The organism is Methylobacterium nigriterrae, assembly GCF_037106235.1.
In the GTDB taxonomy this organism is placed as follows: domain Bacteria; phylum Pseudomonadota; class Alphaproteobacteria; order Rhizobiales; family Beijerinckiaceae; genus Methylobacterium; species Methylobacterium nigriterrae.
In genome coordinates, this window is the sequence record NZ_JBAWTG010000005.1 from 116,346 (window position 1) to 142,028 (window position 25,683).

The 25,683-nt window shown below is 70.8% G+C and carries 19 protein-coding genes; 5 read left to right on the forward strand and 14 right to left on the reverse strand.

Going from position 1 to position 25,683, the window contains the following annotated elements; genetic code table 11:
- Positions 1 to 277 precede the first annotated feature (277 nt).
- Positions 278 to 1,408: a branched-chain amino acid ABC transporter substrate-binding protein gene (locus WDW90_RS05530; RefSeq protein WP_336486310.1), complete on the forward strand. Its 1,131-nt coding sequence runs from the start codon at positions 278 to 280 to the stop codon at positions 1,406 to 1,408.
- Positions 1,409 to 1,627: 219 nt separating this feature from the next.
- Positions 1,628 to 1,903 (forward strand): translation initiation factor IF-1, encoded by a 276-nt coding sequence (infA, locus tag WDW90_RS05535; protein WP_336486311.1) that lies wholly within the window; start codon positions 1,628 to 1,630, stop codon positions 1,901 to 1,903.
- Between the two features lie 102 nt (positions 1,904 to 2,005).
- On the opposite strand, the gene parC is transcribed toward infA, so the two are convergent.
- On the reverse strand, positions 2,006 to 4,252 hold the full coding sequence (gene parC / locus WDW90_RS05540) for a DNA topoisomerase IV subunit A (RefSeq protein WP_336486312.1): 2,247 nt from the start codon (positions 4,250 to 4,252) through the stop codon (positions 2,006 to 2,008).
- A gap of 49 nt (positions 4,253 to 4,301) precedes the next feature.
- A complete protein-coding gene (gene recO, locus WDW90_RS05545; protein ID WP_336486313.1) occupies positions 4,302 to 5,033 on the reverse strand; it encodes a DNA repair protein RecO in 732 nt (243 codons plus the stop codon).
- Between the two features lie 108 nt (positions 5,034 to 5,141).
- Here recO and WDW90_RS05550 point away from each other — a divergent pair, with 108 nt between their 5' ends.
- On the forward strand, positions 5,142 to 5,552 hold the full coding sequence (locus WDW90_RS05550) for a hypothetical protein (RefSeq protein WP_336486314.1): 411 nt from the start codon (positions 5,142 to 5,144) through the stop codon (positions 5,550 to 5,552).
- A 112-nt stretch (positions 5,553 to 5,664) separates the two neighbouring features.
- Complete coding sequence (locus WDW90_RS05555) at positions 5,665 to 6,345, forward strand: gamma-glutamylcyclotransferase (protein ID WP_336486315.1); 681 nt, start codon at positions 5,665 to 5,667, stop codon at positions 6,343 to 6,345.
- A 61-nt stretch (positions 6,346 to 6,406) separates the two neighbouring features.
- On the opposite strand, the gene dnaE is transcribed toward WDW90_RS05555, so the two are convergent.
- Positions 6,407 to 9,907, reverse strand: coding sequence for a DNA polymerase III subunit alpha (gene dnaE / locus WDW90_RS05560; protein WP_336486316.1), 3,501 nt, complete (start codon positions 9,905 to 9,907; stop codon positions 6,407 to 6,409).
- Between the two features lie 664 nt (positions 9,908 to 10,571).
- On the opposite strand from dnaE, the gene WDW90_RS05565 reads away from it, so the two are divergent.
- A complete protein-coding gene (locus WDW90_RS05565; protein WP_336486317.1) occupies positions 10,572 to 11,825 on the forward strand; it encodes a glycosyltransferase in 1,254 nt (417 codons plus the stop codon).
- On the opposite strand, the gene WDW90_RS05570 is transcribed toward WDW90_RS05565, so the two are convergent.
- The 11 genes from WDW90_RS05570 to nuoL all read right to left on the reverse strand — a co-directional run bounded on the left by WDW90_RS05570 (position 11,822) and on the right by nuoL (position 25,636).
- Positions 11,822 to 12,535 (reverse strand): ABC transporter ATP-binding protein, encoded by a 714-nt coding sequence (locus tag WDW90_RS05570; protein ID WP_336486318.1) that lies wholly within the window; start codon positions 12,533 to 12,535, stop codon positions 11,822 to 11,824. The two genes, WDW90_RS05565 and WDW90_RS05570, sit on opposite strands and share 4 nt — an antisense overlap.
- A gap of 20 nt (positions 12,536 to 12,555) precedes the next feature.
- Positions 12,556 to 13,863 carry a lipoprotein-releasing ABC transporter permease subunit gene (locus WDW90_RS05575; RefSeq protein ID WP_336486319.1) on the reverse strand — a complete coding sequence of 436 codons (1,308 nt, stop codon included), beginning with the start codon at positions 13,861 to 13,863 and terminating at the stop codon, positions 12,556 to 12,558.
- A 10-nt stretch (positions 13,864 to 13,873) separates the two neighbouring features.
- A complete protein-coding gene (gene proS, locus WDW90_RS05580; RefSeq protein ID WP_336486320.1) occupies positions 13,874 to 15,199 on the reverse strand; it encodes a proline--tRNA ligase in 1,326 nt (441 codons plus the stop codon).
- Positions 15,200 to 15,770: 571 nt separating this feature from the next.
- The gene (locus WDW90_RS05585; protein ID WP_336486321.1) at positions 15,771 to 17,096 is read right to left on the reverse strand and encodes a sugar MFS transporter; all 1,326 of its coding nucleotides are present in this window, start codon (positions 17,094 to 17,096) and stop codon (positions 15,771 to 15,773) included.
- Positions 17,097 to 17,194: 98 nt separating this feature from the next.
- Complete coding sequence (locus WDW90_RS05590; RefSeq protein ID WP_336486322.1) at positions 17,195 to 17,518, reverse strand: DUF1467 family protein; 324 nt, start codon at positions 17,516 to 17,518, stop codon at positions 17,195 to 17,197.
- A 17-nt stretch (positions 17,519 to 17,535) separates the two neighbouring features.
- Positions 17,536 to 17,940 carry a methylmalonyl-CoA epimerase gene (mce, locus tag WDW90_RS05595; RefSeq protein ID WP_336486323.1) on the reverse strand — a complete coding sequence of 135 codons (405 nt, stop codon included), beginning with the start codon at positions 17,938 to 17,940 and terminating at the stop codon, positions 17,536 to 17,538.
- A gap of 70 nt (positions 17,941 to 18,010) precedes the next feature.
- Positions 18,011 to 19,684 (reverse strand): ribonuclease J, encoded by a 1,674-nt coding sequence (locus tag WDW90_RS05600; protein ID WP_336486324.1) that lies wholly within the window; start codon positions 19,682 to 19,684, stop codon positions 18,011 to 18,013.
- Positions 19,685 to 19,700: 16 nt separating this feature from the next.
- Positions 19,701 to 20,510 carry a biotin--[acetyl-CoA-carboxylase] ligase gene (locus WDW90_RS05605; protein WP_336486325.1) on the reverse strand — a complete coding sequence of 270 codons (810 nt, stop codon included), beginning with the start codon at positions 20,508 to 20,510 and terminating at the stop codon, positions 19,701 to 19,703.
- 5 nt (positions 20,511 to 20,515) lie between these two features.
- Entirely contained in the window at positions 20,516 to 21,961 is a 1,446-nt protein-coding gene (gene nuoN / locus WDW90_RS05610; RefSeq protein ID WP_336486326.1) for an NADH-quinone oxidoreductase subunit NuoN, read from the reverse strand.
- Positions 21,962 to 21,972: 11 nt separating this feature from the next.
- The gene (locus WDW90_RS05615) at positions 21,973 to 23,493 is read right to left on the reverse strand and encodes an NADH-quinone oxidoreductase subunit M (protein WP_336486327.1); all 1,521 of its coding nucleotides are present in this window, start codon (positions 23,491 to 23,493) and stop codon (positions 21,973 to 21,975) included.
- A 34-nt stretch (positions 23,494 to 23,527) separates the two neighbouring features.
- A complete protein-coding gene (gene nuoL / locus WDW90_RS05620) occupies positions 23,528 to 25,636 on the reverse strand; it encodes an NADH-quinone oxidoreductase subunit L (protein ID WP_336486328.1) in 2,109 nt (702 codons plus the stop codon).
- Positions 25,637 to 25,683 lie beyond the last annotated feature (47 nt).

Here is a 25,683-nt window from a genome sequence, read left to right on the forward strand (position 1 = left end):
GTGCTGGCGGGCCCCGTCATCTAGATGCGTTCCGGCGCCCGTAAATTCCACCGGGGCCCGGGCCAGGGCGCCCCACCCCGCCGCGTGCCTTTGCGCACGCCGTGGGGCGGCGCTATCACGGTCGCGGGCAGCCTCGTTGCGGAGGCGCCGCGACATCCCGGGACCGGTCGACGGCGAGACCCCGGGATCGATCACGGAGGGCCGTGCAGGGCGCGGCGAGCCCTGAGGTTCTGGATCCAGGGCGCGGCTGCGCGGCCCCGGGAAGACGGGTCGCGACATGACGGGGAAACCAGCCTGCCTTCCGGGCCTCCTCATCCTCTTCGGCCTCGCCTCGGGCGCCATCGCCGCCGAGCCGCCGGTGCGGATCGGCCTGTCGGCGCCCCTGACGGGGCCGGACGCCGCCTTCGGAGCGGGCCTGCGGCAGGGGGCCGAGCAGGCGGTGGCGGAGATCAACCGGGCCGGCGGCGCCGGCGGGCGCAGGCTCGCCCTCGTCGTCGGGGACGATGCGGGGGACGGCAAGCAGGGCGCGGCGCTCGCGCGGAAATTCGCCGCCGAGGGCGTGAGCCTCGTGGTCGGCCCTCTCACCTCGGCCGTGACCGCGCAGGCGGCGCCCGTCTACGAGGAGGCCGGCATCGCCCTGGTGAGCCCCGGCGCCACCTGGACGCCGCTGACGAGCCGGGGCCTCTGGAACCTGTTCCGCACGGTGCCGAGCGACGCGCAGCAGGGCGCGCTGGCGGGCGCCTACCTCGCGGACCGCTACGGCGGCGGCCGTATCGCCCTCGTGCACGACAAGACGAGCTTCGGGCGCGGCCTCGCCGACGAGGTCGGGCGCAAGCTGCGGGCCCGCGGCACCCGCGAGGTGCTGTTCGAGGGGCTGGCCCGCGGGGCCAAGGATGCGGCCGAGATCGTGGGCAAGCTGAAGGCCGCGCGGGTCGACGCCGTCTATTTCGGCGGCCTCGCGCCGGAGGCCGCCCTCCTGATCCGGGAGATGCGCGAGGCGGGGATCGAAGCTCCCGTGGTCGCGAGCGACGGCATCCTCGACAAGGATTTCGGCCAGAGCGCGGGCGCCGGCGCCGAGGGCACGCTGATGACGGTGGCTCCCGAGCCGCGGCGGCTGCCCGATCAGAAGGGGGGGAAGCCCGGCCCGCGCACGGCCGAGGCGGAGGCGGTCGCGGCCGAGGCCTACGCGGCCGTGGAGATCCTGGCGCAGGGCATCGCTCGGGCGAAGTCGGGCGATGGGCGCAGGGTCGCGGCGGCGCTCCACGCGGGCGGCCCGTTCCGGACGCTCGTCGGCGACATCGCGTTCGACGCGAAGGGCGACCCGAATCCGAGCGACGTCAACCTCCGGGTCTGGCGCCGGACGCCGGACGGGCGGCTCGACTACCTGGGCAACGAACTCACCCAGTAACGGCGGCGGCTTGACGGGACGGTCGCCGATTCCTGTCGATCGCGCGCCTCCGTCCGCCCGTCCAGCTTGCGTCGGCATCGTCCCGACACTACATGCGTGCTACGCTTGACGGCCTCGCACATCCGATGGGATCGGACCTGCCGCCCCGGCGTTTGCCCATTGGCTGGAGATTGGGTCCCGGGCAGCCTGCCGCGCAGGCGGTCCGGCTGGAGATGGTGGATGGCGAAAGAAGAATTGATGCAGTTCGACGGTCTCGTGATCGAGATCCTGCCGGATGCCCGTTACCGCGTGCAGCTCGATCAGGGCCACGAGATCGTGGCCTACACGGCCGGCAAGATGAAGAAGAACCGCATCAAGACCCTGGCCGGAGACCGCGTCACCGTCGAGATGTCGCCCTACGACCTGGAGAAGGGCCGCCTCGTGTTCCGCCACAAGGACGAGCGCTCGGCCGGCCCGCGCCCGCCGGTCCGCGGCGGCCAGTTCCGCCGGCGCTGACGCCTCTTCGACCGCCCGCCTGTTCCGACGCCGGCCCGCACGCGCGAGCCGGCTTTTTCGCGTCGGGGCCTGCCATCGACGGATCGCGGCGCGGCCCTCGCCTCAGCGCCCGAACCGCTCGAATTTCGGGAAGCTGCGCGTCATCAGCGTGCCTGCCTCGGCGCGGTGGCCCATCCACTTCTCGAGGATCTGCGCATTGGCGAGCCGCGCCTGGCCCGAGCCGTCGCGCCAGGGCAGGCCCTCGCCGAGATTGAAGACGCAGGCATCGGCGAGGCTCGAGGCGCGGCAGCGCTGCAGGCGCACGCCCTTGCCGCGGGCGAGTTCCGGCAGCTCGGATACGGGGAAGACGAGGAGCAGCTTGTCGGCGCTGCACACCGCCACGTGGTCGCCATCCGCCGGCACCAGCACCGCCGCGGTCGCGGTGCCGTCGAGGCCGAGGATGCCCTTGCCCTTGCGGGTGTTGGCCACGAGCGCGTCCGCGGGGGCCACGAAGCCGCGCCCGTCCGAGCCCGCGACCAGCAGCCGGCCCTCCGGCTGGTAGGGCAAGGCGGCCACGATCTCGGTGCCGTCGTCGAGATCGACCATCAGGCGGATCGGGTCGCCGAAGCCGCGCCCGCCCGGGAGCTTCGAGGCCTCCAGCGTGTAGACCTTCCCGTTCGAGGCCAGCACCAGGATCTTGGCGGTGGTCTCGCTCGGGAAGGCGATCTTGAGCCCGTCGTCGCCCTTGAAGGCGACGCCCGAGAGATCGGCGACGTGGCCCTTGAGCGCCCGGATCCAGCCCTTGCTCGAGACGATGACGGTAATGGGCTCGCGCTCGACGAGCGCTGCCGTGAGATCGATGCCGGCGGTGTCGGGCGGGTTCTCGAGCGTCGTGCGGCGGCGGCCGATCGCGGTCTCGGGCCCGAAGGTCTTCTTGACCGCGCGGATCTGCGCCTTGATCGAGGTCCACTGCTCCTTCTCGGAGGCGAGCAGCGCGTCGAGACCCTGCTTCTCCTTCGTCAGCGCGTCGAGCTCGCGTTTCAGCTCCATCTCCTCGAGCCGCCGCAGGGAGCGCAGGCGGGTGTCGAGGATGGCGTTCGCCTGCACCTCGGTGAGCGTGAAGCGGGCCATCAGGGCGAGCTTCGGCTCGTCCTCCTCCCGGATGATGCGGATGACCTCGTCGAGGTCGAGATAGACGATGAGCAGGCCGCCCAGGATCTCGAGCCGCCGCTCGATCTGGCCGAGGCGGAAGCGGGAGCGGCGCTGCAGCACCACGCGGCGATGGTCGAGCCACTCGCGGAGCGCCTCCGCCAGCCCGATCACGCGGGGCACCTGCCCGCCGACCAGCACGTTCATGTTGAGCGGGATGCGCGCCTCGAGCTCGGTCAGCCGGAACAGCGATTCCATCAGGATGACCGGGTCGACGCTGCGCGAGCGCGGCTCCAGCACGACGCGCACGTCCTCGGCCGATTCGTCGCGCACGTCGGCGAGCAGCGGGAGCTTGCGCTCCTGCAGGAGCTCCGCGAGCTTCTCGATCAGCCGGGCCTTCGGCACGCCGTAGGGGATCTCGCTGACCACGATGTTCCAGGTGCCGCGGCCGAGATCCTCCCGGGCCCAGCGCGCCCGCACCCGGAAGGCGCCGCGCCCGGTGCGGTAGGCCTCCGCGATCGACTCTGACGAATCGATCAGGATGCCGCCGGTGGGGAAGTCCGGCCCCTGCACGAAGCTGTTGAGCTGGGCCGAGGTCGCCTCGGGATGGCTGATCAGGTAGAGCGCCGCGTCGCAGAGCTCGGCCGCGTTGTGGGGCGGGATCGAGGTCGCCATGCCGACCGCGATGCCCTGGCTGCCGTTGGCCAGAAGGTTCGGGAAGGCCGCGGGCAGGACGGAGGGCTCCTCCTTCTCGCCGTTGTAGGAGGGCCGGAAATCGACGGTGTCCTCGTCGATCCCGTCGAGGAGGAGTCGCGCCACCTCGGTCAGCCGCGCCTCGGTGTAGCGGTAGGCGGCCGGGCCGTCGCCGTCGATGTTGCCGAAATTGCCCTGGCCGTCGACGAGCGGGTAGCGCTGCGCGAAATCCTGGGAGAGACGCACGAGCGCGTCGTAGATCGCCTGGTCGCCGTGCGGGTGGAAGTCGCCCATCACGTCGCCGACGATCTTGGCGCACTTCTTGTGCGCCGTGTTCGGGTCGAGCCGGAGCAGGCGCATGCCGTAGAGGATGCGCCGGTGCACGGGCTTGAGGCCGTCGCGCGCGTCGGGCAGCGCCCGATGCATGATGGTGGACAGCGCGTAGGCGAGATAGCGCTCCTCGAGCGCCGATTTCAGCTCGACGCTCTCGATGCCGTCGCCTGTCGGCGGCTCGAAGGGCTGGCCCATGACGTCTCCGGTTGGGATGACCTGAAGTGAGAACATATCACGAACGTTCTCATCCGGGGGAGCCCCCGAGTGCGACGAATCGTGCCCGCTCCTCGGGCGCCGCGAGGCCGCGCGGCTCCCAGAAGTGGTGGGACAGGAAATAGCCCGTCAAGGTAAACCCCTGACGAACGGCCTCGGCATCCGGCACCCGGCCGACGCCCTGCCGGTTGGTCAGGAAGGCCGGGAGCGGCAGCAGGCGGTCGCGGTAGGGCTCGCCGGCCGAGGCGCTGACGGCGCGCCCGCTCCTGGGCGAGACGTAGATCAGCGCGTCGTTCGCGCCCGTCGCCGCGCAGGCGCCGAGGTCGAGGCCGAAGCCGAGCTCGGCCAGGATCGCGAGCTCGAAGCGGACCATCAGGGCGGGGGCGATGGCCTTGTCGTCGAGATGGGCGACGAGGACCCGCGCGGCCTCGTAGAGGCCCGGATGCGGGTCGCGCTCGGGCAGGAGGCGCAGGAGGCCCGCCATGTGGGTGACGCCGTAGAGGGCGAGGCCCGAGCCGATCAGCCGCGAGGCCGCGAGGTCGAGCGGCTCGACCGCGTACGAGCCGAGGCTCTCGTCGAGGCGGGCGCGCCAGGTCACGCGCACCCGGTTGCCCGTCTGCAGCACGGGCTGCATCCGGCGCGAGCGCCCGCCGTGGACGAGGCCGAGATGGCGGCCGTGCTCGGCCGTCATCGCCTCCAGGATGACCCCGCTCTCGCCGTGCCTGCGCACGCCGAGCACGAAGGCGTCGTCGCTCCATTGCATGGCCTCAAGATAAGCATGCGGACCCGAGAATGTGACCCGGTCGCGGGCCTATCCCGGCTTACACGGTTGCGAACGCAACGATAAGGTCGGGCGTCCTGGAGATGCCCCGTGATCTCGCCCAAGCCCCTCGGCCTCGCGATCCTGCTCGCCGGTGCGGGCGGCTGCGTCGCGGCGAGGCCCCCGATCCTCGCCGAGGCGCAGAAGCCCCAGACCTTCCGCGAGCGCGTCGCGGCCCTCGCCCTCGGGCAGGTGCAGTTCGGCGCGGTCTCGATCCTGCCCGTGCGCTTCGAGAAGAGCCGCATCGCCGGCTCCTTCGAGGACGGGGGCCGCACCCTGTACTGCGTCACGAGCCGGATGAAGGGCCGGGCCCTGCTCGACCACGAGCGCGCCAAGGTGGTGATCCGCGAGGAGCTCGGCACCGAGAGGCTCAGCGTGGTCAGGGACGAGGACGAGGTCTGCGAGGGGCACCGCTCGTCGCCCTTCCCGGAACTCGAAGCCTACGCCGCCCGGCGGAGCTGAACCCGGCCGTGCGGGAGTTGCCGCGCAGGGCTTGCCGGGTTCGGGCTTGCCGGGTTCGGGCTTGCCGGGTTCGGGCTTGCTTCGGCGGCGCGGCGATGATCCGTTGCGGGCCATGCCGGCCCCGCTTGCCCTCACCCTCGACCTGATCGCGCGCGCCCATCCGGACCCCGTCGCCGACGACGCCACGGCGCTGCGCCTCCTCACCGACGCGGAGCTGCTGCCCGGGCTCGAACGGGCGGTCGCGGGCAAGCCCGGGCGGCCGGACGAGATCTGGGTCTTCGCCTACGGCTCGCTGATGTGGCGGCCGGAATTCGCCGTCGCGGAGCGGCGCATCGGCACCGTGCGGGGCTTCCACCGCCGCTTCTGCCTGCTGCAGCGGCGCTTCCGCGGCACCCGGGAGCGGCCGGGCTTCGTGCTGGCTCTCGACCGCGGCGGCACCTGCAAGGGCGTCGCCTTCCGGCTCGCCGGGGACGACCCGGTGGCGGTGCTGATGCCGGTCTGGCGGCGCGAGATGCGGGGCAACGGCTACGAGGCGCGCTGGCTGCCGGTCGAGACCGCCGAGGGCCGCGTCCACGCCCTCGCCTTCGTGGTCAACCGCCTCGGCGACCGCTACGCGGGCCGCCTCGCCGAGGCGGAGATCGCCGACAGGATCGCGGCGGCCTGCGGGCATGTGGGCCCGAGCGCCGAGTACCTGCTGCGCACGGTCGAGGCCTGCGCGGCGCTCGGCATCCGCGACCGGCACCTCTCGGCCCTGCAGGCACTGGTGGCGGAGCGGCTGCGGGGATGTGGGTAGAAGCCGCCGATCATCGCGGAGGGCCCACTCCTCCCCTTGCCGGGGAGGGCAATACCGACCCTCAGTTCACCTCGACCTGCACCACGCCCGGCACCGCCCGCAGGGCGCCCGCGATCTGCGGGGTCGCCTGGTACTTGCCCGGCAGCTTGACCTCGACCTCGCGCTCGCCCCCGTCGAGGAGGAGGATCAGCGAGACCTCGCCCTCGCCGCGCACGGCGAGGCGCTGCTGCACGGGGCCGATCGGGCGCTCGTCGCGCAGGTAGATCCGCATGCCCTTCTGGTAGCGGGCGACCGCCTGGTCGAGCGGCTCGGCCGTCTGGATGCGGGCGCGCACGTCCTCGCCCTCGAGGTTGGCCTGGAGCTGCAGCACCAGCGGCTTTCCGGGCTCGAGGATGTCCCGGTAATGGCCGAGCCCCTCCGAGAAGATGATCGCCTCGAAGTGGCCGGTCTGGTCCGAGAGGGTGACGATGCCGAGCTTGTTGCCGGTCTTGGTGCGGCGCTCCGAGCGGTCGAGCACGGAGGCGGCGACGCGCCCGACGCTCGTCGTGCCGGCGCGGACCGCGCGGCAGAACTCGGCCCAGGTCTGGACGCGCAGCTTCTCCAGGAGGTGCCCGTACTCGTCGAGCGGATGGCCCGACAGGAAGAAGCCGATCGCGTCGTATTCCCGCTTGAGCTTGTCGGCCATCGGCCAGAGCTCGTGGGGCGGGATCCGGAGCGACACGCCCGCCGCCGCGACGCCGCCGAACATGTCGGTGATGCCGGTCGACTCGGCCTCGGCTGCCCCTTGCGCGAGCTTCATCATCGGCTCGACGGCCGCGAAGGCCCGGGCCCGGTCCGGCTCGATGCAGTCGAGGGCGCCGGCCGCGATCAGGTTCTCCAGCGTCCGCTTGTTGACGTGGCGCGGGTTGAGGCGGCGGGCGAGGCAGGCGAGGTCCTTGAAGGGCTTGTTGCCGCGCGCCTCCACGATCGCCTCGACGGCCGCGCGGCCGACGCCCTTGATGGCCGCGAGCGCGTAGCGGATGCGCCCCTCATGAACCTCGAAGACGACGCCGGACGCGTTGATCGAGGGCGGCTCGACGACGATCCGCAGGCGCTGCGCGTCCTGGCGGAATTCGGCGAGCTTGTCGGTGTTGTCGATGTCGAGCGTCATCGCGGCGGCGAGGAACTCGACCGGGTAATTCGCCTTCAGGTAGGCCGTCTGGTAGGTCAGCAGCGCGTAGGCCGCCGCGTGGCTCTTGTTGAAGCCGTAATCGGCGAACTTGGCGAGCAGGTCGAAGATCTCGTCGGCCTTGGCCTTCGACAGGCCACGCTCGACGCAGCCCTTCACGAAGCGGTCGCGCTGCGCGTCCATCTCCGCGCGGATCTTCTTGCCCATGGCGCGGCGGAGCAGATCGGCGTCGCCGAGCGAGTAGCCGGCGAGCACCTTGGCGATCTCCATCACCTGCTCCTGGTAGACGATGATCCCGAAGGTCTCCTTCAGGATCGGCTCCAGGGTCGGATGCGGGTACCAGCTCGCCTCGTTGCCGGCGTCGCGCCCGAGCTTGCGCTCGCAATAGACCGGGATGTTGGCCATCGGGCCCGGCCGGTAGAGGGCGACGAGCGCGATGATGTCCTCGAAGCGGTCGGCCTGCATCTCGCAGAGCGCCTTGCGCATGCCCGCCGATTCCACCTGGAACACGCCGACCGTCTCGCCCCGTCCCATCGGCACGTAGGTCTCCTCGTCGTCGAGGGGCAGCGAGGCGAGGTCGATCTCGATGCCGCGCTGCTTCAGGAGATCGGTGCAGCACCGAAGCATCGTGAGGGTCTTCAGTCCCAGAAAGTCGAACTTCACCAGGCCCGCCTGCTCGACCCACTTCATGTTGAACTGGGTCACCCGCATCCCCGTCTTCGGGTCGCGGTAGAGGGGCACGAGCTCTTCCAGCGGGCGGTCGCCGATGACGACGCCGGCCGCGTGGGTCGAGGCGTGGCGGTGAAGCCCTTCGAGCTTCCGCGAGATCTCCATGAGGCGCGCGACGATCGGCTCCTCTTCGATCGCGCTCTGCAGCTTCGGCTCGCCCTCGATGGCCTGGGCGAGGGTGACGGGATTGGCCGGGTTCTGCGGCACCAGCTTCGTGAGCTTGTCGACCTGCCCGTAGGGCATCTCGAGCACGCGGCCGACGTCGCGCAGCACGCCGCGGGCCAGCAGCGTGCCGAAGGTGATGATCTGGGCGACTTGGCGCTCGCCGTAGCGCTCCTGCACGTAACTGATCACGCGCTCGCGGCCCTCGACGCAGAAGTCGATGTCGAAATCCGGCATCGAGACGCGCTCGGGGTTCAGGAAGCGCTCGAACAGCAGGCCGAAGCGCAAGGGGTCGAGATCGGTGATGAGGAGCGACCACGCCACCAGCGAGCCCGCGCCCGAGCCGCGGCCGGGCCCGACCGGTATGTCGTGGTCCTTCGCCCACTTGATGAAGTCCGAGACGATCAGGAAGTAGCCCGGGAACTTCATCTTGACGATGACGTCGAGCTCGAAGGCGAGGCGGTCGCGATAGACCTGCTCGTCGATGCCCGGCGCGGTGCCGTGCTGCTTCAGGCGCAGGGCGAGGCCCGCCTCCGCCTGGCGGCGCAGTTCCGCGGGCTCGCTCGATATTGCGGGTCCCCCCGGGCCTCCTGCCGCGTTGTCCGCGATCGTCTCCGCCGCGACCTGGGAAAAGTTCGGCAGGATCGGCTTGCGGGTGCGCACCCGGTAGGCGCAGCGCATGGCGATCTCGACGGTTGCCGAGAGCGCGTCGGGCAGGTCCCGGAACAGCTCGGCCATCTCGGCGCGGGTCTTGAAGCCGTGGCGCGGGGTGAGCCGGCGGCGGCGCTCGTCCGAGACGAGGCGCCCGTCAGCGATGGCAAGCAGCGCGTCGTGGGCGTCGTAATCGTCGGCCTTGGCGAAGAAGGGCTCGTTCGCGGCCGCGACCGGCAGCCCGTTGCGGTCGGCGAGCCGCAGCAGCTCGCGCTCGACCGCGGCCTGGTCGGGCAGGCCGTGGCGCAGGATCTCGACGTAGAGGCGATCCTCGCCGAAGCTCGCCTTCAGCCGCTCCAGGCGCTGGCCCGCGAGTTCCGGCCGGCCGGCGCGCAGGGCCGCGTCGAGCGGGCCGGTCGAGCCCCCGGTCAGCGCGATCAGGCCCTCGGCCGATTCGCCGAGCGCCTCGACCGACACGCGAGGCGCCTCGCCGAGCGCCCCGTCGAAATAGGCGCGGCTCGCGAGCCGCAGCAGGTTGCCGTAACCCGTCTCGTCCTGCGCCAGAACCACGACGCTGCAGCTCGGCGCCGGGCCCCGCCCCATCGGGTCGGCGGCCTCGAAGGCGACCGAGAGCTGCATGCCGGCGATCGGCTGGATGCCGCTGCCGGCGGACTTCTCGGAAAACTCGAGCGCGCCGAACAGGTTGTTGGTGTCGGTGAGCGCCAGCGCCGGCTGCCGGTCGGCTGCGGCGGCCTTCACGAGGTCCGCGACCTTCAGGGCGCCCTCGAGGAGCGAGTAGGACGAGTGAACGTGGAGGTGGACGAATCCGACCTCCCTGAGCTGCCGCGCCATGACCGACCTTGTTCGTGGTCGGCCAGGATTCCGGCTCCGAGCCGATCAGTCACCCGCAAACAGTCCCGGCGGAGCAGATGTCCACCGGCATGTGCCCCGCCGGCATCACCGCGCCCCGCGGACGGGCCTGTCGGGCGGCGCCGGGCGATTTCCTGTGGGAAGCGCCCGGGGTGCGGGAACCACGGGCGAAGTCTTGCCGCCCCGTTAATGGATCGGGGCCAAGGCTACCGCCCACAGCGCCACCGCACTCGACAGGAGCCCGAAGGCCGTGAACTCGACCATGCCGGTCAGGATCATTCGCTTGAACATCTGCGTCGCCTCCTGTTGACGGGCTGAGTTTTGTTCCTGATTTGTTCTGTGTAAAGCGGGGAGCTCTGCCCGATGCGCGATATGGTTACGCGAGCGTGAAGCGCACGCGCGCTGGACGGGAGCGCCGTCGGACCGGTAAAGGAGCCCCAGGAACGCCGGGCGCTCCGGGCCGGCCGATCCGTTGGATCCGCGACAGCGTCCGCCGGCGCACCGAGACGATCTCGACTTGCCGACGAAGGGGGGGCCCTCTCAGGCTTGGACGGAACGGGGACGCGCTGTTCCGGTTCCCGCGGGACGGATCGCGCCCGGGATCGTCGGCGCGGGCCCGTTCCAAGGCCGCATCAAGACTGCCGCGATGCAGGTTCACCTCGTTGCGATCGGCACGCACGGCGACGTGCTGCCGATCCTCGCCCTCGCCAGCGCCCTGAAGGGCCGAGGCCACTCGGTCGCCCTCGCGGCGCCGGCCCCCTTCGCGCCGCTGGCCGAGCGCGCGGGGATCCCGTTCCACGGGCTCGGGACGGAGGCGGGCTTCGCCCGCTTCACGGCCGAGCCCGACCTGTGGCGGCCCTGGCGCGGGGTGGAGCCGCTGTTCTCCTACGTCTCCGACCTGACGGAGCCGACCTACCGCTGGCTCGCCGCGGAGGTCCGTCCGGAGGCCGGGATCGTCGTGGCCTCGACGCTGAGCCTCGGCGCGCGGCTGGCGCAGGAGCGGCTCGGGCTCAACCTCGCGACCGTGCACGTGATGCCGTTCTTCATGGAGAGCCGGCTCGACTCGCCGCGCCTGCCGGGCGTGCCCCTGCCCCGCTTCCTGCCCTCGCGCTTCCGGCACTGGGTCGGGCTCGGGGCCGACAAGTACGTGATCGGCCCTGCCGCGCTGCCGCGCCTCAACGCGTTCCGGGCCGAACTCGGCCTCGGGCCGGTGCGGCGCCTGCGTTACTGGTGGAACCTCGCGCCGCACCTGATCCTGATGTTTCCGGACTGGTTCACGCCGCCCCAGGCCGACTGGCCGGTGCAGGCCGTGCAGGTCGGCTTCCCGATCGCCGACCGCTTCGGCGACACCGACCGGCTCGACCCGGACCTCGAAGCGTTCCTCGACGCGGGCGCGCCGCCGCTCGTCTTCACCTACGGCTCGGCGATGCGGCAGGGCCGCGCCTTCTTCGAGACGGCGGTCGCCCTGTGCCGCCGCATGGGCCGGCGCGGCGTGCTGCTGGCGCCGCAGGCGGACCAGGCCCCCGCCGATCTGCCGCCGGGCCTCATCCACTTGCCCTACGCCCCCTTGAGCGCGCTGCTGCCGCGGACCGCCGCGCTCGTCCATCACGGTGGGGTCGGCACCGTGGCGCAGGCTCTCGCGGCCGGCGTGCCGCAACTCATCGTGCCGGTCGCCTTCGACCATTTCGACGAGGGCTCCCGCGTGCGGCGCCTCGACCTCGGAACGGTGATGAGCCAGCGCGCCTTCACGCCGGCCCGGGCGGCGCGGCGCCTGACCCGCCTCCTGGCCTCGGACAGGGTCGCGCGGGCCTGCGCCGGGGCGCGGGAGCGGATGGCGGGCGAGGACGGCATCGCGCGCGCCTGCGCGGCGATCGAGCGGATGGCGGCCGAACGGGTTTAGGCCAGTTGCTCGATCAGCCCGTCGCGGATCGTCACCCGGCGGTCCATGCGGGCGGCAAGGTCGAGGTTGTGGGTGGCGATCAGCGCCGCGAGGCCGGAGGCGCGCACCAGCGCCATCAGGATCGAGAAGACGTGGCCCGCCGTGTGCGGGTCGAGGTTGCCGGTCGGCTCGTCGGCGAGCAGCAGGCGCGGCCCGTTGGCGACCGCGCGCGCGATGGCGACGCGCTGCTGCTCGCCGCCCGACAGCTCGGCGGGCCTGTGCACGAGCCGGTCCTTGAGGCCCAGGAAGGTGAGGAGCTCGGCGGCGCGCGACTTCGCCTCGGCGCGCGAGAGGCCGCGGATGAGCTGGGGCATCACCACGTTCTCCTGCGCGGAGAACTCGGGCAGCAGGTGGTGGAACTGGTAGACGAAGCCCATCTCCTCGCGGCGAAGCCGCGTGCGCTCGCCGTCGCTCATGGCGGCGGTGGGCTGGCCGCCGATATAGACCTCGCCGCCGTCCGGCCGCTCCAGGAGCCCGGCCACGTGCAGCAGCGTCGACTTGCCGGCGCCCGAGGGCGCGACCAGCGCGACGAGCTCGCCCGGCCAGATCGCGAGGTCGGCGCCTTTCAGGATCTCGAGGGCGCCCTCGGCCTGCCGGTAGCGCCGCTCGACCCGGGCGAAGAACAGCGCCGGCACCGGCTGGGCGCCGGCGGGATCGGGCCTGGTACTCATGAACGGTGATTTCCTTCCGGTCAGCCGTACCGCAAGGCCTGCACCGGATCGAGCCGGGCCGCGCGCCAGGAGGGATAGAGCGTCGCGACGAGCGACAGGACGATCGAGGTGACGACCACCACGGTGATCTCGGTGGCGTTCATCTCGGCCGGGATCTCGGCGAGGAAGCGCACGGTCGGGTCCCAGGCGCCGGGGAAGAGCGCGCGCTGGATCGGCTTGATGTTCAGCGTGACGACGATGCCGAGCGCGAGACCGCTGAGCGTGCCGACGATCCCGATCAGGGCCCCGTTGATGAGGAAGACCCGCATCACCGTGCCGGGCGTCGCCCCCATGGTGCGCAGGATCGCGATGTCGCTCGACTTGTCGCGCACGAGCAGGATCAGGCCCGAGACGATGTTGAGCGTCGCCACCACCACGATCAGGCTGAGGATCAGGAACATCACGTTGCGCTCGACCTCCAGCGCCCCGAAGAAGGTGCGGTTGCGCTGGCGCCAGTCGGTGAGCAGCACCGAGCGCTCGGCGGCCATCTCCAGGGGCTCGCGCATGTCGGCAACCGCGTCGGCGTTGTCGAGGTAGATCTCGATCAGGCTGACGTCGCCCTCGCGGTTGAAGAAGGCCTGCGACTCGGCGAGCGGCATGAACACGAAGGTCGAGTCGAACTCCGTCATGCCAATCTCGAAGACCGCCTTGACGGTGTAGGCCTTGGTGCGGGGCGCGGTGCCGAAGGGCGTCGTCGCGCCCTTCGGCGTCGACAGCGTGATCTGGTCGCCCGCCTGCAGCCCGAGGCTCTCGGCGAGGCGGCGCCCGATGGCGACGCCGGAGCCCTCGTCGAAGCCCTCCAGCGTGCCGCCGCGCAGGTTCCGGGAAATCGCCCCGATCCTGTCGAGGTCCTCGCCCCGCACGCCGCGCACCAGGACGCCGCTGCCGCCATAGGGCGAGGAGGCGAAGGCCTGGCCCTCGACGAGGGGGATCGCCGCCCGCACGCCCGCGACCTTGGAGAGGCGCTCGGAGAGGTCGGCGTAGTCGGTGAAGAGCTTGTCGATCGGGGTGACGAAGACGTGGCCGTTGATGCCGACGATCTTGGTGAGGAGCTCGGTGCGGAAGCCGTTCATCACCGAGAGCACGATGATGAGGGTGGCGACGCCGAGCGCGATGCCCAGCACCGAGAAGAAGGCCACCACCGAGACGCCGCCGCCCCGGCGGCGGGCGCGCAGGTAGCGCCCCGCGATGATCCACTCGAAGGGCGCGAAGGGCGCGGTGGAGCCCGCCCGCAGGCCCGCCCGGATCCCCTTCAGCCGTCCGCTCAAGGCCGCCGCCACGCCCGCCATCGCCGCGGCCTCAGACGCGCCGGATGCGGGCCAGGAGATCGATCGGCGCGAGGGTCTCGCGCTCACCGCCGGCCCGGCGCTTCAGCTCGACCCGGCCCTCGGCGAGCCCCTTCGGCCCGACGATCACCTGCCAGGGCAGGCCGATCAGGTCGGCCGTGGCGAACTTGGCGCCCGGGCGCTCGTCCCGGTCGTCGTAGAGCACGCTGAGGCCGCCGGCCTCGAGCTGCGCCTGGATCTCGGCGCAGGCGGCGTCGGTGCCGGCATCGCCCACCTTGAGGTTGATCAGGGCCACGTCGAAGGGCGCGACCGCGTCGGGCCAGATGATGCCGCCCTCGTCGTGGCTCGCCTCGATGATCGCGGCGACGAGCCGGCTCGGCCCGATGCCGTAGGAGCCCATATGGACAGGCCGCTCGATCCCGTCCGGCCCCGCCACCTTCGCGCCCATCGGCTCGGAATACTTGGTGCCGAAGTAGAAGATATGGCCCACCTCGATGCCGCGCGCGGAGAGGCGGCTCGCCTCGGGCACCTCCGCGAAGGCATCGGGCTCGTGCATCTCGTCGGTGGCGGCGTAGTGCGAGGTCCAGGCGTCGACGATGCCCTGGAGGCCGGCGACATCCTCGAAATCCGTCGTGGCGGGCGGGATCTCGAAGTCCAGATAGGCCCGGTCGCAGAAGACCTCGCTCTCGCCGGTGCTCGCCAGGATGATGAACTCGTGGCTGAGGTCGCCACCGATCGGGCCCGTATCGGCCCGCATCGGGATGGCCTTGAGGCCGAGGCCCGCGAAGGTGCGCAGGTAGGCCACGAACATCCGGTTGTAGGCGTGACGCGCCCCGGCCTGGTCGAAGTCGAAGGAATAGGCGTCCTTCATCAGGAACTCGCGCGAGCGCATGGTGCCGAAGCGCGGGCGCACCTCGTCGCGGAACTTCCAGGAGATCTGGTAGAGGTTCTTCGGCAGGTCCTTGTAGGAGCGCACGCTCGCCCGGAAGATCTCGGTGATGACCTCCTCGGCGGTCGGGCCGTAGAGCATCTCGCGCTCGTGCCGGTCGGTGATGCGCAGCATCTCCTTGCCGTAGGCCTCGTAGCGTCCCGATTCCCGCCACAGCTCGGCCGACTGCACGGTCGGCATCAGGAGCTCGACGGCGCCCGAGCGGTCCTGCTCCTCACGGATCACCGCGCAGACCCGGTTGAGGACGCGCAGGCCGAGCGGCAGCCACGCGTAGATCCCGGCGGATTCCTGGCGGACGAGGCCCGCGCGCAGCATCAGGCGGTGCGAGACGATCTCGGCTTCCTTCGGCGTCTCGCGCAGGGTGGGCAGGAAGTAGCGGGAGAGACGCATGGCGGGCCTTGGTCGCGGGGTCGGAGACGGGCCGGCGGCGGGTGCGGCACGCCCGGGGCACACAACACATTGCACCGGGAAAACACAAGCACCGCGGCTCCTGGCCGCTCCCCGCACGTGCGTTTCGGCCTCACGACAGCCGCAGGTGAGCCATTTCGGCCCGATTTTCGGGGCCGAGGGGACCTTTCGCCGCCGTCCCGGCAAAAAAACGCAAATTTCTGCCTCGAACCGGGTGACAGCACGAATTCTTATTCCTATAAGCGGTGCCGCGATGGTCGCGCAGCCGTCCAGAGGCAGCGCACGGTCCGAGTCTTGGGAGGAACATCCAGCCGCCACGCAGCCAATGCGTAGGATAATTCAAGGCTGAGCCAGTCTCTACTCGTTTCAAAAGCAAGGCATTGTGCCTTGCTTTTTTATTTGCGCATTGATCGGGCCGTGGCGAGGTCCGGGGCTTCCTGTCCATCCAGCCCGTTCCGGCCGCCCAGGCGCGGATCCCGGCGGCCGGGCGGGATCCCGGGACCGGGAGGGCAAGTCGCGCCGTGTCGCCTGACGGCGAGGCGCCGGCCCGGCCTCAGGCCGGCATCGCCCCGGAGGGCGTCGTCTCCGGCGCACGCGCGCCCTCGCGGAGATTCGCGAGCGCGTAGGCCGCGATGCAGAGGTAGCAGACGACGGGGGCGCCGAGGGCGAGGCCGAGGCCGATATGGTCGGCCAGGAACCCGGTGACGACGGGCACCACCGCGCCGCCCACGATGGCCACGCAGACGATGCCGGCGCCCTGCGCGGTGCGCTCGCCGAGGCCGTCGATCGCCAGAGCGAAGATCGTCGGGAACATGATGGCGTTGGCGAGCCCCACGGCGAGCAGGGTCCAGGCGGCGAGCGGCCCGCTGGAGAGGCCCGAGACCGTCGCGAGCAGGCCCGCCGCGAAGGTGCAGGCCGCGAGCGCGGCGCCGGCCCGGACGCGGCGCAGCGCGACGCTGCCGACGATGCGCCCGATCAGGGCGCCGCCCCAGTAGAAGCTGAGCAGGTGGCCGGCGGTGGCGGGGTCGGCGCCGAGGACCCGCGGCTGCTCCAGGTAGCTCACCATCAAGGTTCCGATCGAGACCTCGGCGCCGACATAGAGGAAGATCGCCAGGGCTCCGAGGGCGAGGCGCGGGCGCCGCAGGAGGTCGAGGCCGAGCCCGTGCACCTGTCCGGCCCCGTCGCCCTCGCGCACCCAGGACCGCAGGGACCAGAACAGGACGGCGAGGCAGACCAGGCCGCCCGCGATCACGAGGAACGGCGTCTGCAGCACCGCGGCCTCGGCCTGGCGGGCGGCGGCGAGCGCCTCGGGCGAGAGCGCGGCGGGATCGGGCGGGGTGGCGGGGCCGTGCGAGAGGATCGCCCAGGCGCCGATGGCGGGCCCGACCGTGGTGCCGAGCGAGTTGAAGGTCTGGGCGAGAGTCAGCCGGCTCGGCGCCTGCGCGGCGGGGCCGAGCTTCGTCACCAGAGGATTGGCCGCGACCTGCAGCACGGCGATGCCCGAGGCCATCACGAACAGCGCCAGCAGGAAGAGCGGGTAGATCCCGAGCTTGGCGGCGGGCGTGAACATCAGGCCGCCCGCCGCCATCACGACGAGGCCGAGCACGAGGCCCCGCATGTAGCCGATCCGGGCGACGAGCAGGCCCGCCGGCAGCGAGACGACGGCGTAGGCGAGAAAGAAGCAGAACTGCGTCAGCGTCGCTTCCGCGTAGCTCAGCGCGAACAGGCTCTTGAGCTTCGGCGTGATGATGTCGACGAGGACGGTGGCGAGGCCCCAAGTGAAGAACAGGGCCAGCATGAAGGGCAGGAGCCAGCGGCTCCGGCCGACCGGCGCGTCGTCCCCGGTGCAAGCCTGCGCGGCGTCCGCCTGTGGCAGCATCGGCTCCTCCCGCTCCTCGCGGCACGTCGGGCGGGGAGCCTCGCGCGCCTTGTCACGGTTATCGGGAGCGGCCGGCGGCCTGTCAATCGAGGCTCAGGTTACAAACCCGCGAGCGGGAAGACCGCGAGGGCGGCGAGCAGGGCCGCCCCGGCGAAGAGGGTCGTCCACACGGCCTTCTCGCGCAGGCGCGGGGCGGCCGGGGCGCCGGGATCCTGGCCCGGCACGATCCGCTCGGGCGCCGTCTCGGGCTGGTTGCGCAGGGGCAGGATCGCGAAGAGGAGCGTCCACCACAGCACGAAGTAGAGGGCGATCGCGCCGCCCACCGTGAGCTTGAACAGGCCCACGGCCACAGCCACGAAGGCGGCGGCGAGGAGGAGGACGACCCCGAGCGTGCGCGGGGTGGTGCGGGCGATCGCGTGCATGGCGGAGCCGTCGGGCCTCAGACCTGCTCGAGCTCGACCAGAGTGCCGAGGAAGTCCTTCGGGTGCAGAAACAGGACCGGCTTGCCGTGGGCGCCGATGCGCGGCTCGCCGGTGCCGAGGACGCGCGCGCCCTGGCCCTTGAGCCGGTCGCGGGCGGCCAGGATGTCGTCCACCTCGTAGCAGACGTGGTGGATGCCGCCGCCCGGGTTGCGCTCGACGAAGCCCTCGATCGGCGAGCCCTGGCCGAGCGGGGCCATCAGCTCGATCTTGCTGTTGGGCAGTTCGACGAACACCACGGTGACGCCGTGCTCGGGCTGCGGCAGCGGCTCCGAGAGCTTGGCGCCGAGCGTGTCGCGGTAGACGGCACAGGCCGCCTCGAGATCCCGCACCGCGATGGCCACGTGGTTGAGCCGCCCGATCATGCTGTCCGCTCCCTGCTGTCGTTCTCCCCTCCCCCCTTGCCGGGGGGAGGCAACGTCGGTGACACTCCTATCACACCTCCACCACCTGCACGTGGCAGGCGGGCTTCTTGCCCCAGGCCTCGTTGACGCCGGTGCGGATGGCGCGGTCGACGGCCTTCTCGACACCGTCCGCGTCGCGCCGCTTGCCCTTCGAGAGGCCCGAGAGGGTGCGCGTGACGATGTCGACCACGGTGTCGATCAGGGGCTCGCCGTCGCGGCCGCGGTTCGGCAGGCCGATGATGTCGACTGCGGGCTCGCCCATCACCTCGCCCGTCTCGTCGATCGCGATGGCCACCGAGACGAGGCCGGCCTGCGCGAGCTTGCGCCGCTCGGGGATGGCGCGGTCCTTGTCGTCGATCAGGACGTTGCCGTCCTTGAACAGGCGGCCGGCCTTGACGTGGTCGACCACCTCGGGCGTGCCCGGCGCGAGGCGGATCAGGCTGCCGTTGCGGGCCTTGACGACGTTCGACACGCCCTGCGCGCGGGCGAAGCGCGCGTGCTCGTCGAGGTGAAGCGCCTCGCCGTGGACCGGGATCGCCGTCCGCGGCCGGGTCCAGGCATACATCTCGGCCATCTCGTCCCGGCGCGGGTGGCCCGAGACGTGGACGAGCTCGGTCCGGTCGGTGATCACCTCGACCCCCTGGTTGACGAGGTCGTTGATGATGGCGCCGACGTCGCGCTCGTTGCCGGGAATGGCGCGCGAGGAGAAGATCACGCGGTCGCCCCCGGTCAGCCTGATGGCCGGATGGTCGTTGCGGGAGACCCGCGCGAGTGCGGCCCGGGCCTCGCCCTGGGAGCCCGTCAGCAGCGCCACGACCTTGTCGCGGGGCAGCTGGCCGTAGCTGTCGGCGCTGCGAAATTCCGGCAGGCCGTCGAGGTAGCCGCACTCGCGGGCGACGTCGATGACCCGGTCCATGGCGCGCCCGACCGCGACGACCTGGCGCCCGCAGGATTGGGCGGCCTCCGCCACGGCGCGGATGCGGGCGACGTTCGATGCGAAGGTCGTCACCGCGACCCGGTTCGGCGCGTCGGCGATGAGGCGGCCCAGGGTCGCGGCGACCTCGGCCTCGCTCGGCGAGCGGCCCTCGCGCACGACGTTGGTGGAATCGCAGACGAGAGCCAGGATGCCCTCGTCGCCGAGGCGGCGGAAGGCGGCCTCTTCGGTGACGTCGCCGAGGATCGGCGTCGCGTCGAGCTTCCAGTCGCCCGTGTGGACGACGAGCCCGTGACTGGTCCGGATCGCGACCGCGTTCGATTCGGGGATCGAGTGCGAGACCGGCACGAACTCGATCCCGAAGGGCCCGACCGTGACGGGGCGGCCGGGCCGGATCTCCTTGAGCTCGACCTTCGGTGCGCCGGGCTCGCCGAGCCGGCGGGTCTCCAGCAGGTTCTTGGCGAAGCGCGTCGCGTAGACCGGCACGCGCAGGCGCGGCCACAGCTCGCTGATCGCCCCGATATGGTCCTCGTGCGCGTGGGTGATGAAGATGCCGAGAAGGTCGGCCTTGCGCTCCTCGATGAAGGACAGGTCCGGGAACATGAGGTCGATGCCCGGCATCGCCTCCTCGCCCGCGAAGCCCATGCCGCAATCGACCATGATCCATTTCCGGCGCTTCTCCGGGCCGAACCCGTAGAGCGCCGCGTTCATCCCGATCTCGCCCACGCCGCCGAGCGGCAGGAAGACGAGCTCGTCTTGCCCTGTCGTCATCAAGTCCAACCCAAACTCACGCCGCCGTCGCGGCCGCCCCGAAATGCACCTCGCCCGCCGTCACGGTCCTGCGCGTGCCGTCCGGGGCGAGGATCACGAGCCGCCCCCCCTCGTCGATCGTGTCGAACAGGCCTTCGAGCGTCTCGGTGCCGGTGCGGACCCCTATCCGCGATCCGAGTCCGGCGGCTCGCGCCAGCCAGCGCGCGCGAATGCCCGCGAAATTCCGTCCGCCGTCCCAGAGGCGTGCCGCCTCGGTGACATGTTTCGAGAGGGATTCAAGGACTTTCTCGGGTCCCGTCCCGCCTCCCAAGGCCGCGAGGGCGATCGCCGGGTAGGCCAGACCCTCGGGCGCCGCCGCCACGTTGACCCCGAATCCGACCGCCACGGCACGCCGCCCGCCGGGCAGCACCTCCGCCTCCAGCAGGATTCCGGCGAGCTTGGCGCCGCCGGCCACGACGTCGTTCGGCCATTTCAGGGCGATAGATCGGGAGGCGGCCCCCGAACTGAAGCCCGGCACGGTGCCGCAGGCCTCGTCGAGGGCGGCGGCCAGGGCGATGCCCGCCACGAAGCCCAGCGTCGCGACCCGGTCCGGATCGACGCCCGCGACCGGCCAGAGCAGGCTCGCGGCGAGGTTGCCGGGCAGCGACGTCCAGGCATTGCCGCGCCGGCCGCGCCCGGCCTCCTGGCGGCGGGCGACGACCCAGAGCGGCCCGGTCTCGCCCGCGCGCGCGCGTTCCAGCGCCTCGGTGTTGGTGGAGCCGAGGCTGTCGTGGACGTGGAGGCGGTGACCCGCGGCCCGGGCCGCGCCGCTGAGCCGGTAGCCCAACGCCGTCAGAACAGCGACCGCGCCGCGGCGTCCGCCGCCCCCTTGAGCGGCCCCGGCAGCAGGAAGAACAGGATCACGACGACGCTCGACACCCCGAGCACGATGCGCAGGCCCGGCGCCATCGCCTCGTAGGGCGCCCGGCCCTCGTCGAAGTACATCACCTTGACGATGCGCAGGTAGTAGTAGGCGCCGACCACGCTCGTCACCACGCCGATGACCGCGAGCGTCACCAGGCCCGCCTTGATGGCGGCGGCGAAGACGTAGAACTTCGCGAAGAAGCCGGCGAGCGGCGGGATGCCGGCCAGCGAGAACATCATCATGGCGAGGCAGAAGGCCAGGACCGGGTGGGTCCGCGAGAGCCCCGAGAGGTCGTCGATCGTCTCGAACATCTCGTTGCGGCGGCGGAGCGACAGGATGACCGCGAAGGCGCCGAGCGTCATGGCGAGATAGATGATCATGTAGATCACCACGCCCTGCACGCCCTCCTGAGAGCCGGCGGCGAGCCCGATCAGCGCGTAGCCGATGTTGCCGATCGAGGAATAGGCCATCAGGCGCTTGATGTTGCGCTGTCCGATCGCCGCGAAGGAGCCGAGCGCCATCGAGGCGATCGCGATGAAGACGATGATCTGCTGCCAGATCGCCGTCACGTCCGGGAAGGCCCCGATGAAGACCCGCACCGTCATGGCGACGGCCGCCATCTTGGGCGCCGAGGCGAAGAAGGCGGTCACCGGGGTCGGCGATCCCTCGTAGACGTCCGGCGTCCACATGTGGAACGGCACGGCCGACATCTTGAAGGCGACGCCGGCGGCCACGAACACGATGCCGAGCACGATGCCGAAGCCGGCCTCGCCGTGCAGCGCCGAGACGATGCCGGGGAACGAGACGGTGCCCGTGAAGCCGTAGACGAGCGACGCCCCGTAGAGGAGCATGCCGGACGAGAGCGCGCCGAGCACGAAGTACTTCAGGCCGGCCTCCGTCGACTTCAGGTCGTCGCGGTGGAAGGCCGCGATGACGTAGGCGGCGAGCGATTGCAGCTCTAGGCCGAGATAGAGCGCGATGAGGTCGTTGGCCGAGGCCATCACCATCATGCCGATGGTGCAGAGCACGATCAGGATCGGGAACTCGAACCGGTCGATGCGCTCGCGCTGGAAGTAGTCGCGCGAGAGCAGGATGGTCGCGGCCGAGCCGAGCAGGATCAGGCCCTTCATCACCCGCGAGAAGGAATCCGAGATGAAGGCGCCCGACAGGGTCGTGACCTTCAGGCCGGCGGGCTGCGTGACCACGACGAAGAAGGCGAGGACGAGGAGGAGCAGCGCGCCGACGTTGACGCCCTCCACCGAGCGCTCGCCCCGGAAGGCGCCGTAGAGGATCAGGACCATCACGCCGATGCCGAGGATCAGCTCGGGCAGGAGCGGCGCGAGGGTGGGCAGGACTGTGTTGGCGGCGTGCATGGGAAACCCGTTCAGCGCGCGATCGGCAGCGCGGCGGCCGCGGTCTGCGTGTTCGAGAGGGCGGTCTTGATGCTCGTCATCAGCGCCTCGGTCGAGGGCGCGAAGGTGTCGAGGATCGGGGCCGGGTGGACGCCGTAGTAGATCGTCAGGGCGACGAGCGGGGCGAGGATCAGCTTCTCGCGGTTGTCGAGATCGAGGATGCCCCGGAGCGAGGGCTTCTCGAGCTTGCCGAAGATCACCCGGGCATAGAGCCAGAGGGCGTAGCCCGCCGACAGGATGATGCCGAAGACCGAGAAGAAGGCCACCGTCGGGTTCGCCCTGAAGGCGCCCGTCATCGCCAGGAACTCGCCGACGAAGCCCGACGTGCCCGGCAGGCCGACATTGGCCATGGTGAACACCATCATGGCCACCGCGTAGAGCGGCATCCGATTCACGAGGCCGCCATAGGCCGCGATCTCGCGGGTGTGCATGCGGTCGTAGACGACGCCGACGCAGAGGAAGAGCGCGCCCGAGACGATGCCGTGCGAGATCATCAGGAAGAGCGCGCCCTGGATGCCCTGCTCGTTCAGGGTGAACAGGCCGAGCGTCACGAAGCCCATATGGGCGACCGACGAGTAGGCGATCAGCTTCTTGATGTCGGTCTGCATCATGGCGATCAGCGAGGTGAAGATGATCGCGATGATGGAGAGCGCGAAGACGAGCGGCGCGAAGCTCTGCGAGGCGTCCGGGAACATCGGCAGCGAGACCCGGATGAAGCCGTAGCCGCCCATCTTGAGGAGGATGCCCGCCAGGATCACCGAGCCCGCGGTCGGCGCCTCGACGTGGGCGTCGGGAAGCCAGGTATGGACCGGCCACATCGGCATCTTCACCGCGAAGGAGGCGAAGAAGGCGAGCCAGAGCCAGGTCTGCATCTGCGTCGGGAAGCGTGTCTGCAGGAGCGTCGGGATGTCGGTGGTGCCGGCCTGCCAGTACATCGCCATGATGGCGAGCAGCATCAGCACCGAACCGAGCAGCGTGTAGAGGAAGAACTTGAAGCTCGCGTAGATGCGCCGCTTGCCGCCCCAGATGCCGATGATGAGGAACATCGGGATCAGGCCGGCCTCGAAGAACAGGTAGAACAGCACCAGGTCGAGGGCCTGGAACACGCCGATCATCGTGGTCTCGAGGACGAGGAAGGCGACGAAGTACTCCTTCACCCGGCTCTCGATCGCGTGCCACGAGGCGCCGATGCAGAACGGCATCAGGAAGGTGGTCAGCAGGATCAGCGGCATCGAGAAGCCGTCGACGCCGAGCTTGAACCGGATCGTGTCGGCGAGCCAGGCATGGCTCTCGACGAGCTGGAAGCTCGACGAAGTCGCGTCGTAGCGTCCCCAGGCCACGAGCGAGAGCAGGAAGGTGACGATGGTGGTCGCGAGCGCCGCCCAGCGGGCGTTGCGCTTCACGCTCTCCTCCTCGCCGCTCAGCGTCAGGATGAAGGCCGCGCCCGCGAGCGGAACGATGAGGAGGCCGGAGAGGATGCCGAGGCCGAACATCAGCGGAGGTTCCCGTTCTTCTCAGCGCCGGCCATCAGTGCCCGCCCTTCGGCAGGCCGGACATCAGGTACCAGCTGATCAGGCCCGCGACGCCGACCAGCATGACGAAGGCGTAGTGGTAGACGTAGCCGGTCTGGAAGCGGACGACGCCGCGGGTCACGTCCACCACGCGGGCGGCGATGCCGTCCGGGCCGAGCCCGTCGATGACGCGCCCGTCGCCTTCCTTCCAGAGGAACAGGCCGAAATCCTTGGCCGGGCGCACGAAGATCCGGTCGTAGATCTCGTCGAAGTACCACTTGTTCAGGAGGAAGCGGTACAGGAGCGGCTGCTGGGCGGCCAGCCGCGCCGGCAGCTCCGGCCGGCGGATGTACATCCAGAAAGCCAGCACGAAGCCGAGCACCAGCATGATGAAGGGCGAGGCCGAGACCCAGCCCGGGACATGGTGGATGTCGTGCATGATGTGGTTGTCGGGACCGTGCGCCAGCGCGTGGCCCCAGAAGGCCTCCATGCCCTCGCCGATGAAGCGGTCCTTGAAGATCAGGCCGGCGAAGAGCGCCCCGAAGGCGAGCACCGCGAGCGGGATCGTCATCACGAGCGGGCTCTCGTGCGGGGTGTGCGGGTGATGGTCGTGATGCTCGATGGCGCTGTGCGAGGCCGGCTCGACGTCGTGGCCATGATCGTCGTGGGCGACGCCCTCGTGGTGGCCCGGCAGGCCGTCGGCCTCGTGCGCCATCGCGTGGGCCGCGCCCGCATGGGCGTGGACCGGCGCGGCAAGCGCGTCGTCGTGGTGGCCGTGCCCGGCCCAGCGGGCCGGACCCTCGAAGGTCATGAAGAACAGGCGCCAGGAATAGAAGGAGGTGAAGAAGGCCGCGATCACGGTCGCCAGGAAGGCGAGCGTGTGGCCCGGCCGCGTCGAGGCGTAGGCCGCCTCGATGATCGCGTCCTTCGAGTAGTAGCCGGCCGTCCAGGGGAAGCCGATCAGCGCGAGCGTGCCGACCGCCATCATGACGGTGGTGAAGGGGATGTAGCGGCGCAGGTCGCCCATGTTCCGCATGTCCTGCTCGTGGTGCATCGCGTGGATGACCGAGCCGGCCCCGAGGAACAGCAGCGCCTTGAAGAAGGCGTGGGTGAACAGGTGGAAGATTCCGGCCGAGTAGGCGCCGACGCCGAGCGCGACGAACATGTAGCCGAGCTGCGAGCAGGTCGAGTAGGCGATCACCCGCTTGATGTCGTTCTGCACGAGGCCGATCGTGGCGGCGAAGAAGGCGGTGATGCCGCCGATGACGGTGACGACGACGAGGGCGTCCGGCGCCAGCTCGAAGAGCGGGGACAGGCGCGCCACCATGAACACGCCGGCCGTCACCATGGTGGCGGCGTGGATCAGCGCCGAGACCGGGGTCGGGCCTTCCATGGCGTCCGGCAGCCAGGTGTGCAGCAGGAACTGCGCCGACTTGCCCATCGCGCCCATGAACAGGAGCAGGCAGGCGAGCGTCAGCGCGTGCCAGTCGTGGCCGAGGAAGTGGAACTGCGCGTCCTTGAGCTCGTTCACGCGCGGGAAGATGCCGTCGAAGGCGACCGAGCCGAACAGGACGAACACGAGGAAGATGCCGAGCGAGAAGCCGAAATCGCCGACGCGGTTGACGATGAAGGCCTTCATGGCCGCGGCGTTCGCCGAGGGCTTCTCGTACCAGAAGCCGATCAGCAGGTAGGATGCGAGGCCGACGCCCTCCCAGCCGAAGAACATCTGCACGAGATTGTCGGCCGTCACCAGCATCAGCATGGTGAAGGTGAACAGCGACAGGTAGGCGAAGAAGCGCGGCCGGTGCGGATCCTCCTCCATGTAGCCGATGGAGTAGAGGTGGACGAGGGTCGAGACGGTCGTGACGACGACGAGCATCACCCGGGTGAGCGTGTCGATCCGGAACGCCCAGTCGACCGTCATGTCGCCGGCCGTGAACCAGGTCGCGACCTGCACGCGCGTCGCGTGGTCGCCCCCTTCGAAGAAGACGCCCCAGGAGAGCAGCGCGGAGAAGGCGAGGCAGCCTGTCGTGATGTACTCGCAGGCCCGCGCGCCGAGGAGGCGGCCGAACAGGCCGGCGACGAGCGCGCCGATGAGGGGGAAGAAGACGATCGCGTGATACATCGTTCTTTAGCGTCCGGCCTCGCGGAGCGCGCGTCGCGCCCCGCGTG

What these genes read in the sequence shown, in the direction of transcription:
- WDW90_RS05530 (WP_336486310.1), top strand. Translation starts at nt 278, where the DNA reads ATGACGGGGAAACCAGCCTGCCTTCCGGGCCTCCTCATCCTCTTCGGC.
- infA (WP_336486311.1), top strand. Translation starts at nt 1,628, where the DNA reads ATGGCGAAAGAAGAATTGATGCAGTTCGACGGTCTCGTGATCGAGATC.
- parC (WP_336486312.1), bottom strand. Translation starts at nt 4,252, where the DNA reads ATGGGCCAGCCCTTCGAGCCGCCGACAGGCGACGGCATCGAGAGCGTC.
- recO (WP_336486313.1), bottom strand. Translation starts at nt 5,033, where the DNA reads ATGCAATGGAGCGACGACGCCTTCGTGCTCGGCGTGCGCAGGCACGGC.
- WDW90_RS05555 (WP_336486315.1), top strand. Translation starts at nt 5,665, where the DNA reads ATGCCGGCCCCGCTTGCCCTCACCCTCGACCTGATCGCGCGCGCCCAT.
- dnaE (WP_336486316.1), bottom strand. Translation starts at nt 9,907, where the DNA reads ATGGCGCGGCAGCTCAGGGAGGTCGGATTCGTCCACCTCCACGTTCAC.
- WDW90_RS05565 (WP_336486317.1), top strand. Translation starts at nt 10,572, where the DNA reads ATGCAGGTTCACCTCGTTGCGATCGGCACGCACGGCGACGTGCTGCCG.
- WDW90_RS05570 (WP_336486318.1), bottom strand. Translation starts at nt 12,535, where the DNA reads ATGAGTACCAGGCCCGATCCCGCCGGCGCCCAGCCGGTGCCGGCGCTG.
- WDW90_RS05575 (WP_336486319.1), bottom strand. Translation starts at nt 13,863, where the DNA reads ATGGCGGGCGTGGCGGCGGCCTTGAGCGGACGGCTGAAGGGGATCCGG.
- proS (WP_336486320.1), bottom strand. Translation starts at nt 15,199, where the DNA reads ATGCGTCTCTCCCGCTACTTCCTGCCCACCCTGCGCGAGACGCCGAAG.
- WDW90_RS05585 (WP_336486321.1), bottom strand. Translation starts at nt 17,096, where the DNA reads ATGCTGCCACAGGCGGACGCCGCGCAGGCTTGCACCGGGGACGACGCG.
- WDW90_RS05590 (WP_336486322.1), bottom strand. Translation starts at nt 17,518, where the DNA reads ATGCACGCGATCGCCCGCACCACCCCGCGCACGCTCGGGGTCGTCCTC.
- mce (WP_336486323.1), bottom strand. Translation starts at nt 17,940, where the DNA reads ATGATCGGGCGGCTCAACCACGTGGCCATCGCGGTGCGGGATCTCGAG.
- WDW90_RS05600 (WP_336486324.1), bottom strand. Translation starts at nt 19,684, where the DNA reads ATGACGACAGGGCAAGACGAGCTCGTCTTCCTGCCGCTCGGCGGCGTG.
- nuoN (WP_336486326.1), bottom strand. Translation starts at nt 21,961, where the DNA reads ATGCACGCCGCCAACACAGTCCTGCCCACCCTCGCGCCGCTCCTGCCC.
- WDW90_RS05615 (WP_336486327.1), bottom strand. Translation starts at nt 23,493, where the DNA reads ATGTTCGGCCTCGGCATCCTCTCCGGCCTCCTCATCGTTCCGCTCGCG.
- nuoL (WP_336486328.1), bottom strand. Translation starts at nt 25,636, where the DNA reads ATGTATCACGCGATCGTCTTCTTCCCCCTCATCGGCGCGCTCGTCGCC.